Source organism: Amycolatopsis sp. M39, assembly GCF_001651785.1.
In the GTDB taxonomy this organism is placed as follows: Bacteria; Actinomycetota; Actinomycetes; order Mycobacteriales; family Pseudonocardiaceae; genus Amycolatopsis; species Amycolatopsis rubida.
This window is the reverse complement of the sequence record NZ_LWSF01000020.1, coordinates 43,947-58,809: the sequence shown is the minus strand read 5'-3', so window position 1 is coordinate 58,809 and position 14,863 is coordinate 43,947. Positions and strand designations below refer to the sequence as shown.

At 69.9% G+C, this 14,863-nt stretch carries 10 protein-coding genes; 5 read left to right on the top strand and 5 right to left on the bottom strand.

The features are described 5' to 3' along the window. Nucleotides 1-4 precede the first annotated feature (4 nt). Genes A4R44_RS32175 through A4R44_RS32165 form a run of 3 tightly spaced genes read right to left on the bottom strand, consistent with a single transcriptional unit; the run spans nucleotide 5 to nucleotide 3,346 of the window. Nucleotides 5-1,153 carry a hypothetical protein gene (locus A4R44_RS32175; RefSeq protein ID WP_067589024.1) on the bottom strand — a complete coding sequence of 383 codons (1,149 nt, stop codon included), beginning with the start codon at nucleotides 1,151-1,153 and terminating at the stop codon, nucleotides 5-7. A gap of 4 nt (nucleotides 1,154-1,157) precedes the next feature. Further along, entirely contained in the window at nucleotides 1,158-2,414 is a 1,257-nt protein-coding gene (locus A4R44_RS32170; protein WP_067589022.1) for a glucarate dehydratase family protein, read from the bottom strand. Continuing rightward, nucleotides 2,414-3,346 (bottom strand): 5-dehydro-4-deoxyglucarate dehydratase, encoded by a 933-nt coding sequence (locus A4R44_RS32165; protein WP_067589145.1) that lies wholly within the window; start codon nucleotides 3,344-3,346, stop codon nucleotides 2,414-2,416. The genes A4R44_RS32170 and A4R44_RS32165 overlap by 1 nt, the downstream gene beginning before the upstream one ends. A gap of 129 nt (nucleotides 3,347-3,475) precedes the next feature. Here A4R44_RS32165 and A4R44_RS32160 point away from each other — a divergent pair, with 129 nt between their 5' ends. The 5 genes from A4R44_RS32160 to A4R44_RS32140 all read left to right on the top strand — a co-directional run bounded on the left by A4R44_RS32160 (nucleotide 3,476) and on the right by A4R44_RS32140 (nucleotide 9,904). Beyond that, nucleotides 3,476-4,273, top strand: coding sequence for an IclR family transcriptional regulator (locus A4R44_RS32160; RefSeq protein ID WP_067589020.1), 798 nt, complete (start codon nucleotides 3,476-3,478; stop codon nucleotides 4,271-4,273). An 82-nt stretch (nucleotides 4,274-4,355) separates the two neighbouring features. Continuing rightward, complete coding sequence (locus A4R44_RS32155) at nucleotides 4,356-5,180, top strand: NAD(P)-dependent oxidoreductase (RefSeq protein WP_067589018.1); 825 nt, start codon at nucleotides 4,356-4,358, stop codon at nucleotides 5,178-5,180. 41 nt (nucleotides 5,181-5,221) lie between these two features. Next, nucleotides 5,222-6,103, top strand: a complete 882-nt coding sequence (locus A4R44_RS32150) for a helix-turn-helix domain-containing protein (protein ID WP_067589016.1) — start codon at nucleotides 5,222-5,224, stop codon at nucleotides 6,101-6,103. 92 nt (nucleotides 6,104-6,195) lie between these two features. Continuing rightward, nucleotides 6,196-8,121: a maleylacetate reductase and hydroxyquinol 1,2-dioxygenase domain-containing protein gene (locus tag A4R44_RS32145; RefSeq protein WP_067589015.1), complete on the top strand. Its 1,926-nt coding sequence runs from the start codon at nucleotides 6,196-6,198 to the stop codon at nucleotides 8,119-8,121. Further along, nucleotides 8,108-9,904 carry an FAD-dependent monooxygenase gene (locus tag A4R44_RS32140; RefSeq protein ID WP_067589013.1) on the top strand — a complete coding sequence of 599 codons (1,797 nt, stop codon included), beginning with the start codon at nucleotides 8,108-8,110 and terminating at the stop codon, nucleotides 9,902-9,904. Before A4R44_RS32145 ends, A4R44_RS32140 begins: the two co-directional genes overlap by 14 nt. Here A4R44_RS32140 and A4R44_RS32135 read toward each other — a convergent pair. Both A4R44_RS32135 and A4R44_RS32130 read right to left on the bottom strand, forming a co-directional pair. After that, nucleotides 9,849-12,137, bottom strand: a complete 2,289-nt coding sequence (locus tag A4R44_RS32135) for a Tat pathway signal sequence domain protein (protein ID WP_067589011.1) — start codon at nucleotides 12,135-12,137, stop codon at nucleotides 9,849-9,851. The genes A4R44_RS32140 and A4R44_RS32135 overlap by 56 nt on opposite strands. 20 nt (nucleotides 12,138-12,157) lie before the next feature. Then, on the bottom strand, nucleotides 12,158-14,452 hold the full coding sequence (locus A4R44_RS32130) for a hypothetical protein (protein ID WP_067589143.1): 2,295 nt from the start codon (nucleotides 14,450-14,452) through the stop codon (nucleotides 12,158-12,160). Nucleotides 14,453-14,863 lie beyond the last annotated feature (411 nt).

Here is a 14,863-nt window from a genome sequence, read left to right as displayed (position 1 = left end):
AGGTTCAAGACACCGAATGCGCGGCAGCGGTGGCAGCGTGCAGATCCGGCCAGCGGGCCGGACCGGCGAGGCCCAAGTGGTACAGGTGCAGTTCCGTCGCTCCAGCCTTCGCCAGTTCGCCCACGTACGCCTCGATATCCGGCACCGCGCTCGCCCCGACCGCCGTGATGTAGCTGCCGATCGCGACCCGTTCCGGCAACGCCTGTCGCGCGGCCGCGACCGCGTCGACGCTGGCCTGGCCCGGTGCCCAGTTCTGCAGCACCACCGTCTCGGCGTCGTCGGCGGCTGTCGGGGTCAGGCCGGGCAGCGCGCCGGTTACCCACGGGTCGAGCGCGCCGTGCAGCACGATCCGCGTACCCGGCTCCAGCACGGCCAAGACCGCAGCGCGCAACGCATCGGTCGCCTGCTGCCGACCGGACAGTAGTTTTTCCTTCAACTCAGCCGGAAGCCTATCCTCGACCACCGACAAATCCGCCGTAGCGATCAGCCGCTGCACCTCGGCACGCAAGGTGTCGCGGACGTCCGACGGGTCGAGACCGGTCCAGCCTTCCGCACAGGCGTCGCAGCAGCAGATCGACAACAGCCGCGCGGTAGCCGGCGCCCACACGCCGTCGGTCTTCTCGTGCTGATGCTGGTGCACGCTGCCGAGCGGGCCGCACGCCTCCAGCAGCACCGACGAAAGCTTCAGCCCCGCAACGGATTCCGCGGTCAGCGTCGCCGCGTACTCGCGTACTGCGGGCTGCGCGGGGCACAGCGCCCACGGATAGGTCTCGCCGAAGCAGTTGCGCACGGCGTACTGCGGAAACTCCGTGCCCAGCTGCGAGTTGTGCGTGAGCACGATCCACGCGGCAGCAGGGATTCCGGCGTTGTTGAGCCGTCGGACCGCGTCGCCGCCGCTGTCTTCCGAAGAGACCCAGTCCGGCGTGGCGGGGACGAGATCCCGGCCCGGCCAGGCTTCCGCGCGCACCGGCCGGTAGAGAGCGGCGGTCCGCGCGACCACCGACGTCCGCTCGGTCGACCACGGCGTCGCGGCGCGGGCGCTGTGGTAGGCCAAGGCCACCGCGACCTCGTCCACCCCGAGGTCCTGCACCCGTTCGGCGAACGCGGTGTCGCCGAGCACGTCCCACGGATACGCGTATCCGGTCACCTTCACCGGCTCACCACCTCGCCGTGTTCGGCTCGAAGCCGGGCGTGTACCTGCGCATGTAAGTCACATCGTCCCGTTTGGTCAGTCCACATCGGACATAGTCCTCGTGCGCCCTGGCGAGCGCGTCCTGGTCCAGCGTGATCCCGAGCCCGGGCCGGTCCGGCACCGCCACCGCTCCGCCGGCGAAATTCAGCACGCCCGGTTCGATCACGTCGGCAGTCTTCCACGGCCAGTGCGTGTCGCAGGCATACGTCAGGTGCGGGGTCGCGGCCGCGACGTGCACCATCGCGGCGAGGCTGATCCCGAGGTGGCTGTTGGAGTGCATGGACAGCCCGACGCCGAAGCTTTCGCAGGCCACCGACAGTGCCTGGGTGTCGCGCATGCCGCCCCAGAAGTGATGGTCGGACAGCAGGACGCCGATCGCGCGCGCCCGGAACGCCGGTTCCAGGTCGCCGAAGTTCACCACGCACATGTTGGTGGCCAACGGCATGCTCGCCTCGCGCGCGACGCGCGCCATGCCCTCGATGCCCGGCGTCGGGTCTTCGAGGTACTCCAGCACGCCGTCGAGTTCGGCCGCGACGCGGATGCTCGTCTCGGGCGTCCACGCCGCGTTCGGGTCGATGCGCAGCGGGTGCCCGGGGAACGCTTCGGCCAGCGCGCGAATGCCCTCGATCTCCTGCTCCGGCGCGAAAACCCCGCCCTTGAGCTTGATCGAGCGGAACCCGTACTCGTCAACCATTCGCTGCGCCGAACCGACCAGCGCTTCCGGCGTCAGGATCTCGCCCCAGCTGTCCGCTTCCGCGTCGAGGTGTGCGCCGTACTTGTAGAACAGGTACGCGGAGAAGTCGACGGCTTCGCGAGCCTTGCCGCCGAGCAGATCGGCCACCGGACGGCCGAGGAACTGGCCTTGCGCGTCCAGGCAGGCGACCTCGAACAGCGAGTACACGCTGGCGATCGTCTTGCGGATGGAGAACCCGCCGATCAGGCCGTGCTCGTCGGTCAGCACCGTTCCGGCGAGCGTGCGCGCGATGATCCGCTTCAGGCCCGGCAGGTCGAAAATGTCGTGTCCGGCCAGTTCCGGCAGCACCTTGCGCACCTCGCCGAGGAACGCCGCGTCGCCATACGACTCACCGAGGCCGACCACGCCGTCGTCGCACGCCACCTGGACCACGCTGCGCAACGCGAACGGCTCGTGCACGCCCATCACGTTGAGCAGCGGTGCGTCCGCGAAGGCGACCGGGGTCAGCACCACGTCCCGGATCTTCATCAGAGGCCTTTCAGCACGGCGAAACCGTTCTCGACGATCTTGCCCAGCCGGTCGATCTGCTCGGGCGTCGGCTCGATCAGCGGCGGCCGGACAGTGCCGACCTTGTCGCCGCGCAGCCGGGCGGCGGCCTTGACCAGCGACACCGCGAAGCCGGGCGTCTCGTCGCGCAACGCCACCAGCGGCAGGTAGAACCCGGCGAGCAGCGCGTCCATCGTCGTGTCGTCGTTCTCCGCGAGCGCACGGTGGAAGCGGTGTGCGATCTCCGGCGCGAAGCAGTGCACCGCCGAGGAGTAGCGCGCGACGCCAGCCGCCGCGTACGCCTTCGCGGACACCTCGGCGGTCGGCAAACCGTTGAAGAACAAGAAGTCCGCCGAACGCTGCGTGCCGAGCGCGCGGATCGTGGTGACGATCCGGGTCATCGCTTCGACGTCGCCGTAGCCGTCCTTGATCCCGACCACCGACGGGATGTCCAGCAGCTTCGCCGCAGCCGGCGCGGTGAACACGCCGGTGCCGCGGTGGTAGACGATCACCGGGACCGACGTGTCGCCGACCGCGTAGCGCACGTAGTCGACCAGCCCGTCCTGCGGCCCGGTGACCAGGTACGGCGGAAGCAGCAGCACCCCGTCGGCGTTCCCCGCCTGCGCCGCCGCGACGCCCGCGCGCGCTCCGGCCGCACCGCCGCCCGCGCCGACCCACACCGGCACGCGACCGTTCGCGACCTCGCGTGCCTTGGCCAGCAGCGCAGCGACCTCGTCGACCGACAGCGAGCTGAATTCCCCGGTGCCGCACGCGACGAACAGCGCGCCCGCACCGGCGGCGATGTGGCTCTCCACGTTCTCCGCGAACCCGTCGAGATTGACCGAGAGGTCTTCGGTGAAGGGAGTCAGCGGGAACGCCAGCAAGCCGTCCAGCTCGATTTCGGTCTGTGCCATCAGTTTCTGCTCCAATGTTCACATTCTTGAATGGAGTCTGTTATCGTGACTATGTTCACCCACAAGAACGCTGTTCGGGACGCTAATATGGCCGGACTCACAAGTCAACGGCCCGGTTGGAGGACGCGCATGGCGCAGAAGACGGACCCCGCCACCGCTCCCGCGGAGTCCGCGGGCGTGAAGTCGGCGCGGCGCGCCATCGACCTGATCGAGACGTTCGCCGCGAACGACGTGTGGCTGTCGCTGTCTGATCTCCATGCGCGCACCGGGTTCCCTCGCTCCAGTCTGCACGGTTTGCTGCGCACCCTGCTGGACGCGGGCTGGCTGGAGGCCGACGCGAACTCCGCGCGCTACCGGCTCGGCGTGCGCGCGCTGATCTGCGGCACCGCGTACCTCGACCGCGACGCGATCGTCCCCTACGCCACCGAAGCTTTAGAGCGCATCCGCGAGAAGACCGGCTTCACCGCGCATTTCGCGCGCCGCAACGGCACTGAGGTCGTCTACCTGGAGACGCGCGAGTCGCAGCACTCCACGCACCTGATCTCGCGCGTCGGCCGCACCTTACCCACGCACGCGACCGCGCTGGGCAAGGCCCTGCTCGCCGAGCTGACCCACGAAGAGGTCGAGGCGCTCATGCCCGAAGAGCTGGTCGCGCTCACCCCGAACACCATCACCACGCTCGACGCGCTGCACGCCGACCTCGCTCGGACCCGGGAACGCGGGTACGCCGCCGAGATCGAAGAGGGCACTCTCGGCGTGCGCTGCGTGGCCGCGGTGATCCCGTACCGTATCCCCGGCACCGACGCGATGAGCTGCTCGATGCCGCTGGGCAAGGTCACCGACGCCGACGTCGAACGGGTCGGCGAGCTGCTGGCCGAAACCACCGCCGAGCTCGGCCAGCAGCTGCGCCGCGCCGGAATCCGCTGACCGCCGCCACCGTGCCCCTCGTGCGTGCCGATCGCGGTGAGAACCGTGATCGGCACGCACGACGCTCCCTGAGAGGAAATCCATGCCAGACCAGCGTGTGCTGATCACCGGATCGGCCGGTGTCGTCGGCACCCTGATGCGGCCCCGCCTGCGTCGCGAAGGCCGGGTGCTGCGCCTGCTCGACCTCGCCGAGCAGCCCGCCGCCGAGGACGGCGAAGCGGTCGAGATCGTGACCGGCTCGGTCACCGACCCCGAGGCGATGGCCGCCGCCTGCGCGGGCGCGGACGCGGTGATCCACCTGGGCGGGCTCAGCCGCGAGGCGTCGTGGGACGCGACGCTCGACGTCAACATCAACGGCACGCACACCGTCCTCGAAGCCGCCCGCGAAGCCGGGGTCCGCCGGGTCGTGCTCGCGTCGAGCAACCACGCCGTCGGCTTCCGCCGGAACGCCGACGCGGGCGAGAACGGGCTGCCCGCCGACTCCAGCACCCGGCCGGACACTTATTACGGCGTCAGCAAAGCCGCCATCGAAGCACTGGGCAGCCTGTACGCGTCGCGGTTCGACATGGACGTGATCGTCATCCGCATCGGCTCGTGTTTCGAAACCCCGCTGCCGCTCGGCATTCGCGGGCTGACCAGCTGGTTGTCCCCGGACGACGGGGCACGGCTGTTCGAGGCGTGCCTGAGCGCGCCGTCGCCGGGCTACCGGATGATCTGGGGCGTCTCGGACAACACGCGCCGCGTCTACTCGCTCGCCGAGGCCGAGGCGCTGGGCTACCAATCGCACGACAACGCCGAGGGCTACGCCGGGCAGCTGGCGGACAAGCCCGCGCCGACCGGTGCCGCCGCCGAGTACGTCGGCGGGCCGTTCTGCACCGCGCCGCTGGGCGTGTTCAACCCGCTCTGAGAGGTACGCTCGCCGACGGAACCCTCGAAGAGGAGAACGCCGTGGGCGAGCTGGGGCCTGCCGACACGAACGGCATCCTTTCGCTGCCGTGGATCCGCCCGGAACGCACCAGCGCGGGTCTCGGCTGGGACCGGCTCTACCTGTCCAGACAACACGAACAGCCGTATCGCGCGGAGTTCGGGCCCGCGCGCACGCACCAGCTGATCCTGCACCTCGCCGGCCCGGTCACGGTCCGGCGCGGTGTCGGGTCACCCGGCGAGCGCAGCCGGCGGATCCCGGCGGGCGGGCTCTTCCTCCAGCCGTCGCACCAGGAACTGTCGGTGGAACTCGGCGGCGAACTCGACACACTGCACGTGTACCTGCCGGATTCGGCGGTGCAGGAGGCCGCCGGATCGGACGCTCCGGTCCGGCTGGCCGACCGGCTCGGCAGCGTCGATGCCCTGCTCGAACAGCTCTTACTCACGCTCGACCGGGTCGTGCGGGAGTGGGAGCCGGGCGCTCGCGCGTACGCGGATCAGCTCGGCGCGCTTGTTGCCGCGCAGCTCGCGCGTCAGCACCGGGCCGGGCCGGACGCTCCCGCGGCAGCGAGGCCGGTCGAGGCACTGACTGACCGGCAATTCGCCCAGGTGCGCGAGCTGATGGACGAACGGCTCGCCGAATCGCTCGGGCTGGCTGAGCTGGCCGCGGCGGCCGGGTTGAGCGTCAGCCGGTTCGCCCGGCGGTTCAAGGCGCGCACCGGGCTGCCGCCGCACCGCTATCTGGTGCGGCTGCGCGTGGAGCAGGCCGGATTGCTGCTGCGGACCGGCGCCGAGCCGATCGCGGACATCGCCGTGCGCTGCGGTTTCTCCCACCAGGAACATCTGACCCGGGTGCTGCGCGCCCAGCTGGGCACCACGCCCGCCGCGCTTCGCCGGGACGGCTGACGCGCGTTTCGTGCAGCCCGCTCAGCACGTCTGTGCAGGCGCGGGGGCCTCGCCGCCCGGATACTCGACGTACCCGCGTGGAAGGACCGTCGATGTTCACCTACAGCGCCAACCCGGCCCGGGTCGTGTTCGGCAGCGGCACTCTCTCCGTCGTCCCCGGCGAGGTGCGGCGGCTCGAAGCCGGCCGGGTGCTCTTGGTGGCCGGAAAGTCCGCCGCGGCGGCAGCCGACCGGACGGCTGAGGCGCTCGGCCCGCTGCTCGCCGCGCGTTTCGGCGAGCCCGCCATGCACACTCCGGTCGAGGTCACCGAACGCGCGCTCGCGCTGGTCACTGAGCATTCCGTGGACTGCGTCGTCGCGATCGGCGGCGGGTCGGCGACCGGGCTGGCCAAGGCGCTCGCGCTGCGCACCGACATCCCGCAGATCATCGTGCCGACCACATATGCCGGGTCCGAGATGACACCGGTGGTCGGCCAGACCGAGAACGGGCGCAAAACCACCCAGTCGTCGCCGAAGGTGCTGCCCGAGGTGGTCGTCTACGACGTCGGCCTCACTCTCGGCCTGCCTGTGCCGACGTCGCTGACCAGCGGCGTCAACGCGATGGCGCACGCGGTCGAGGCGCTCTATTCGGCGCAGGCGAACCCGATCGCCGACCAGTTCGCCCTGGAGGCGATCCGGCTGCTCGCCGCCGCGCTGCCGCGGATCGCCGCCGATCCGTCCGATGTGGACGCTCGGACGGACTCGCTGCGTGCCGCGTGGCTGGCCGGCTCGTGCCTGGGTTCGGTCGGGATGGGCCTGCACCACAAGCTGTGCCACACCCTCGGCGGCAGTTTCGGGCTGCCGCACGCGGAAGCGCACACGATCGTCCTCCCGCACGCCATGGCGTACAACGCGCCGAACGCTCCAGAGGCGATGCGGCAGATCGCCGAAATGCTCGGTGCGCCGGACGCGCCTGCCGCGGTCTTCGATCTGATCGCCAGCCTGCCGGTGCCGCATTCGCTGGCCGAAATCGGTCTTGCCGAAGGCGACCTCGCCAAGGCCGCCGAACTGGCCACCGCCGCTCCGTATCCCAATCCGCGCGAACTCACCCGCGACGGCATCGAAGACCTGCTGCGGCACGCGTGGTCCGGCACCCGCCCGGCCCCCGCGCCGGGCGCGCCGCCGGATCTGCGCGGGCTTACCCAGGAGGTCGTGGACAGTTTCGCCAGCACACCGGACCCGCGGTTGCGCGAACTGCTGTCCGAGCTGGTCCGCATGCTGCATTCGTACGTCGTGCGCACCGATCTCACGCAGGAGGAGTGGGAGTACGCGATCGGCTTCCTCACTCGCACCGGGCAGATCAGCTCGGACACGCGGCAGGAGTTCATCCTGCTGTCGGACACCCTCGGCGTGTCGAGCGTGGTCGACGTGCTCGCGAACTCGCGCACACCGGACACCACGCCCTCGGCCGTGCTGGGCCCGTTCTACGTCGAAGGACCGCCGGAGACCGAGCAGGGCGCGGATCTCGCCGAAGGACTGCCGGGAACTCCGCTGTGGACAGACGTCCAGGTGACCGAACCGGACGGAACCCCGGTGCCGGACGCGGTCGTGGACGTCTGGCAGTCCGATGAGGACGGTTTCTACGACGTCCAGCTCCCCGGCCTGGACGGTCCGGTGCTGCGCGCCCGCTTCCGCACCGGCGCCGAGGGCAGGCTGCGGTTCTGGACGATCGTGCCGTCGGCGTACCCGATCCCGGACGACGGCCCGGTCGGCGGCATGCTCACGGCGACCGAACGGCATCCGTTCCGCGCCCCGCACGTGCACTTCATGATCGCCAAACCGGGCTACCGCACGCTGGTGACCCAGTTGTTCGTCCGCGGCGGAGACTACCTCGACTCGGACACCGTGTTCGGCGTGAAGGACGGCCTGATCGTCGACTTCGCCGAGCAGGCCGGCCCCGCGCCGGACGGGCGCGAACCCTGGCGCCGCCTCGATTTCACCTTCCGCATCTCCCCGGAAACCCACCATGACCAGTTATGACACCGACGTCCTCGTGGTCGGCAGCGGCCCGGCGGGCGGTTCCGCCGCGCTGCTGCTCGCGACCTACGGCGTGCGCACCGTGCTCGCGACCAAGTACGGCTGGATGGCGCACACGCCTCGCGCGCACATCACCAACCAGCGGACCATGGAGGTCCTGCGCGACCTCGGCATCGAAGACCAGGCGCTCGCCCAAGGCACGCCCCCGGAGCTGATGGGCGACACCGTGCTGTGCACGTCGCTCGTGGGCGACGAGATCGGCCGGATCGCGAGCTGGGGCACCGCCGATCGCTCGGCCGCCGAGTACGCCTCGGCGAGCCCGTGCCACATGATCGACCTGCCCCAGACCTACCTCGAACCGATCCTGGCCACGAACGCCGCCGCTCGCGGAGCGAAACTGCGCCTGGACACGGAATTCCTCGACTTCGCCCACGACGCCGACGGGGTGACCGCACGATTGCGAGACCGGGTGCGCGGCGACGAGTTCACCCTCCGCGCGCGCTACCTGATCGGCGCGGACGGAGCCCGCGGCCGCGTCGCCGAGCAGGCCGGGCTGCCGATCGACGGCCAGTCCGGCAAGGCCGGCAGCATGAACATCACCTTCACCGCCGACCTCGCCGAGCACGTCGCGCATCGGCCGAGCGTGCTGTACTGGGTGATGCGGCCGGGCGCGCACCTCGGCGGCATCGGGATGGGCCTGGTGCGGATGGTCCGCCCGTGGAACGAATGGTTGCTGACCTGGGGTTACGACATCGCTCAGGCACCGCCCGAGGTGAGCGCCGAGGAAGCCGCCCGGATCGTCCGCGACCTCGTCGGCGATCCGCACCTGCCGGTCGAGATCACCTCGACTTCGCTGTGGACGGTCAACCACAGCTACGCCACGCAGTACTCGTCGGGGCGCGTTTTCTGCGCGGGCGACGCGGTGCACCGGCATCCGCCGTCCAACGGGCTCGGGTCCAACACCTCGGTGCAGGACGCGTACAACCTGGCGTGGAAACTCGCGATGGTCGTGCGCGGAGAGGCGGGCGAAGGACTTCTCGACAGCTACAGTGCCGAGCGTGCCCCGGTCGGCAAGCAGATCGTGGACCGGGCGAACCTCAGCCGCGACCAGTTCGGGCCGATCTTCGCCGCGCTCGGCNCGCTCGGCATCGACGGCGACACCGATTCGGACGCCATCACCGCCGGTCTCGCCGCCTGCGCCGCCGCCACCGAGGACGGAGCGTCGCGGCGGAAGCAGTTGCGGGCGGCGATCGAGCTGAAGAACTACGAGTTCAACGCGCACGGTGTCGAGATGGACCAGCGGTACGCCTCGAACGCGGTGCTTCCGGATGGCGCCGAGCCTGCCGCGAACCGGGATCCCGAGCTGTACCACCGCCCGACGACCACGCCGGGCGCGAAACTGCCGCACGTCTGGCTTGTCGGCCCTCACGGTCGCCGAGTGTCCACACTGGACCTCGTCGGGCGCGGGCGGTGGACTGTCCTCACCGGACTCACCGGCAACGCCTGGCGGGACGCCGCCGCGCGAGCCGGTGCGGACCTCGGGCTGGACCTGCGGGTCGTGACCATCGGTTCGCCCGAGGCGCGCGACTCCTACGGCGACTGGGCTCGGATCAGCGGCATCGAGGAAGACGGCTGTCTCCTGATCCGGCCGGACGGTTACCTCGCCTGGCGACACGCGGCCGCCGGAACCGGCCTGCTGGAAGCACTTCGCAAGCTCCTGGACCGTCAGCTCACGGCATCCCCCACGGATCGCTCGACCCGCCCGGCGCCACCGGCCGGACCGTGAAGTCCGGCCGGTCGCCGCGGCGGCAGACATACGCGTCCTGACCGGGTCCGAGATCGACCTGCACGTCCCCGTTCGCCAGCCGCCGCCAGCGACGCGGACGGCCGTGCGCGTCCGTCACCGTCAACTCGCCGTCAATGCCCGGGCGCAGGACACACGGTGCCCCGGCCTCGCTGTGCACCTTCAGCCAGCGCGTTTTCCCGCCTTGACGCGATGCACTGAGCAGGAACGCGCCTTCGGTCCGGAAGTCGCGCAGTGCGATGTCGCCCCACGCCGCCGGTACTGCCGGGAACAGCCGGACGACGCCGCCCCAGCTCTGCACGAGCATGTCCTGCATGGATTTCGCCGCGGACAACGGCGTTTCGATGACCGGACCGGATTCCTGGTACATCGTATTCGGCTGGATATAACGTTTTTGCAGTTCGCCGAGGTAATACGCGGCCTTCTCGCCGCGCAGCATCTGCGCGGAGATCGACGCGGCCCCGGTGAACGTGTAGCCCTGCAACGCCCCCTCGAAGCCGACCCAGTGATCGAGCGAGGTTTCGATGATCTTTCGGTGCTCCGGCTGTTCCCAGGTGATCTCGTAAAGCGGGTAGATCTGCAGCAGATGCGAGTAATGCCGGTGCGATTTCGCGAACGGGACGCCCGCGCCGATCATGTAGCCGTTCTCGTCGGCCGGGTAGTCGGTGAGCGTGGCGAGCACCTGCCGCCACTTCCCCGCCAGCGGATCGGGGATGCGCAGCTCTCGTGCGGTGTCCAGCAACGTCGTGCAGCCCCAGCGGATCAGGGCGAGGTCGTAATTGGTGTCCGGCGCGTTCACGCCGTACTCCGGGGAGAAGGTCGCCGGGAGATGCAGGCGGCCGTCCGGGCCGGGGGCGAGGAAGTGCAGGTAGTAGTTGATCGCCTTGCGCAGCAAGGGGAACAGCGTGTCGCGCAGCAGCCGGCGGTCCATCGTGTGCCGGTAGGTCAGCCAGACGTTGTGCAGCGCCCAGGTGAGGTTGCCGACCTCGGGCGTCGGGGTGTCCTCGCCGGGGATGCCGACCGGGTAGCCGCTGGTCGAGTCGGCGAGGCCGTTGAGCAGCGTCATGTCGGTGGTGCGCGGGATGCCCGCCGAATCGGCCTGGTACGGCTTCGCGACCTGGCTGGTGAGCCGGTCCCGGTACTTGCCGAGCGCGTAGCTGACCGCGTCGAGTTCGAGGTGGTTGGAACCCTGGATGAGCCAGTACTCCAGTTGCACGTTGAGGTTCCACCAGGTCGCGGGCCACGGCGTGTTCTCCAGCCACGGCCCGGACGTCGCCATCACCGGCGCTTCCCGGCGAGCCGCCGACGCGACTTTGTACAGCTGGATCCAGTAGAAGCTCTGCAGCCGGGTGTCCGGAATGGACAGGAAGCTGCGCCGGTAGTAGTCGTGCCACCAGCGTCGGTGATCCCAGGTCAGGACGTCCAGCGTGCTCGCGCGCCGCACCGTGTGCAACGCCCGGACCGCCGAGGTCTTCTCCGGATGCGACCACGCGACCGACGTGTACAGCGTCCGCGCGCTGCCCCGGGTGACCTCGCGCCAGGCCGTCACGTGCTCGCCGCCCGCCAGCAGCGGCTGGACCGCGAGGTGCGCGTCGCCCGCCTGCCGCAATTGGACCGGCGGATTCTCCGCATATCCTTCTGGCGGCGGCTTTTTCCACACCGGGTCAGCGCGCGGGCTGATCGCCTTCGCCGGATGGAACACCCACCGGAACCCGTGTTCGCCCTCGGACGGCCGCACCTCCACCGCGAGCAGCGACTGTCCGGTGTGGACGATCGCGCGCAGCTTCAGGCTGCCCGCCGCGGTGGTGATCGTGCCGGTGAGCTCGGCGTTCCAGATGTCGAGCCGCCAGTCGAGTCCGGTGATCGCGCCGACCGGTTCGAGCGTGAAGTACCCGATCGGCAGCCGCGCCAGGCCGAACAGCGAGCCGAACTGCGGCCGGTGGTCCTGCACCTGGCTGTGCTGGACGGTGAAGCGGACCGCGTTGCGCCCGGGTTCGGCGTAGCTGCCCGAGCCGAGGAAACCGTTGCCCAGGAAGGGTCCCTCATACCAGGTTTTCGGCATCCGCCGCCAGCGCAGGTCCGCAGTCGCCAGGAAATCCGCCCAGTCGACGCCGTCGCGGTTCAGTTCCGCCGCGCTCGCCTGCGGCAGCCCGACCGCTCCGGCGGCGATCCCGGCGAGCGCTCCGCCGAGCACTGTGCGGCGCGAGATGTCCATGTCCGCCAACCTCCTCGTTTCTAGTCAGGCAAACCCCAGGCCGGAACAGCACCCAGCGAAGGAACGTCACGCGGCCCGAAGTCCGGACGAGCCCCGCGCGGGGTGACGGTGACCGTGCTGCCCCGCCGCAACTCCAGCGTGATCCGCCGAGGCCCGACCGGCCGCCACGGCAACCGCCGGCCCCCTTGATCGCGCACGTCGATCTCGCCGTCGATCCCGTGGTCGAGCACCAACGGCGCACCGGCTTCGCTCTGCACCCGCACGAACTCCGTCGCACCGTGCCGTCGCGAGGCATCGACCAAGAACGCGCCCTCGGTACGCAGCCCGGCGATCGACGCGTCCGGCCACTGCGCCGACACCGACGGGAACGCCTTCACCACTCCCCCGGAACCCTGCAACAGCATGTCCACAACGGACTGTGCCGCGGTGATCGGGCTTTCGATGGCGAAGTTCGAGCCCTCGCGGTACATCGTGTTCGCGGTCAGCTCGGTGTCCGCGACGACGTTCCGGTCGAGGAAGAACTTCAAGTACCGCAAGGCTTCCTCGGGCTGGTCCATCACCGAGTTCATCGACGCCGCGGCCGCGTAGCTGTAGCCGTGCCAGGCAGACTGGTCCGCCGCCCAATGCCGGAAGGTGCGGGTCATGACGTCCCGATCGGCGGGCCGCTCCCAGTTCCGCTCCCGCAGCGGGTACAGCCAGAGCAAGTGCGAGAAGTGCCGATGCGAATCGGCAAGCCGGACGCCGTCGCCGATCAGCACGCCGTCGACCGGATCCTCCTGGTACGGAGCGAGTTTCGCCGCGATCTCCCGCCACATCGGCACCCGCGGCTCGTTCCGCCGCAGGATCCGCGCGGAGCGGGCCAGCGTCGTCGCGGCCCAGCGGATCAGCGAGAGGTCATACGTGCAGTCGGCCGCGTCGGCGTACTCCGGCGACCGGGTGAGCGGCAGGTGCAGGAGCCCGTCCGGGCCGGTGAAGAGGAAATGCCGGTAGAAGTTGAGCGCCTTGGCGAGCGTCGGGTAGAGCACGTCCCGCAGCACCGGCTGGTCGAGGTGATGGCGGTACGCGAGCCAGACGTTGTGCAAGCCCCACAACAGGTTCCCGGTCTGGTCCGTTTTGGACGTCGTCCCCGGAACGCCGACCGTCCTTACGCCGCCGGGCCGCAGCCGCCAGTCCCCCGGATGCGAAAGAGCGTAGGTATCGCCATCCCGGCAGGCGGGCGGAACCGACATCCCCAGGTTCGCATGATCGCGGCGGAAGGTCTCGGTGACCGCGTCCAGCTCCGGATGGTTGGTGCTGTTCACGATCGGATACGCGACCTGGACGTTCAGGTTCCACCACACCGCCGTCCAGCTGTTGCCGGCCTCCGGGAACCACGGCCCCCATTCGGCGGTCACCGGGCCGTCCTCGCGGGTCGCCGAGGCGATCTTGTAGAGCTGGATCCAGTAGAACCGCTGGACCTGTTTGTCTGGCACGGACACGAAACTGCGCTGATGGAAGCTGTTCCACCAGCGCCGATGCCAGGCGAGCAGCAGATCCGGGTTCATCGCGAGCGCCCGGCCGACCAGCGACACGGCGTCGCGGGTATGCGTGGAACGCGGGAACGAATACGCGACGACCGCCGCGAACAACCGCTTGGTGCCGATCCGCTTCTCCCGCCACGCCGTCGTGTACCCGCCACCGGCGGTCAACGGCTGCGCGCAGTACCCATTGGCCTGCTCGGGCTCGGGATTCGCGGTGTACTCCGGCGGCTTGCGGACCGTCCGCGTCGTCGCCGAGACCAACGGCGCGAAGCCCCACGTCGCCCCGGATTCGCCCGCACTCGGGTCGAGCGAGACGAGCAGCACGCCGAGATCGTTGTGCACCACAGCGGAGAACGCGACCTGCCCGCGCGTGGTGGTGATGGTGCCGCCGAGTTCGGCGTTGTAGAGGTCGAGCGTCCAGTCGACCCCGGTGATCGCTCCGGCGAAGGCGAGCGTGATCGCACCGATCGGCAACCGCGACAGCCCGATCCCCGCTTCCCACTGGATGCGCTGGTCCTGGACCTGAGTGTGGCCGAGCATGAACTTCAGCACCTGCGGCGTCCGCCCGGCGTAGGCCTGGACGCCGAGATAGCCGTTGGCCAGGAACGGCGCTTCCTGCCAGTTCTCCGGCAACCGCTGCCAGCGCATCCGCGCATCCATGGCGACGTCTCGGTGCGGACTGCGCTGCGCGGCCAGTCCAGGCGGCGCCCCCTGCGCCCAAAGCCCGCCGAACGCCGCCGCCCCCGCGGCGGCTGACACGGATCGAAGCACCGTCCGCCGCGACACCCCGACCATGACGCCCTCCGGATTCATACTATGTTTCGCTCCCCACTGGCACGGGATCAGCGGAATATATCCAGACAGAGCAGGCTAAAGCCAGAGTAGTTCACCCGGAAAGCCGCACAAACATCCGATGACTGGGACCGCCCGGAGCGCGTCCAGATACCTGAAGTCCGTGAGGGCCGCCCTCACGGACTCAGATTCCCTCAGGGTTCCCCTCACGACCCGCCACCGTGCGTGAAGGGCCCCTTCACGCACGTGGATTCCCTCAAGGAGCCCTTCACCGACCACCCGCCCAGCCGCAGCCGCCCGCTGCGCCCCAATGCCACACAGGGGCGCGCCCCGCTACCCGCGAGACCGTAAGCCGCTGCACCCCACCATCGACGCACCCAGCCGCACCAGCGCACCCCACCATCGACGCACCCA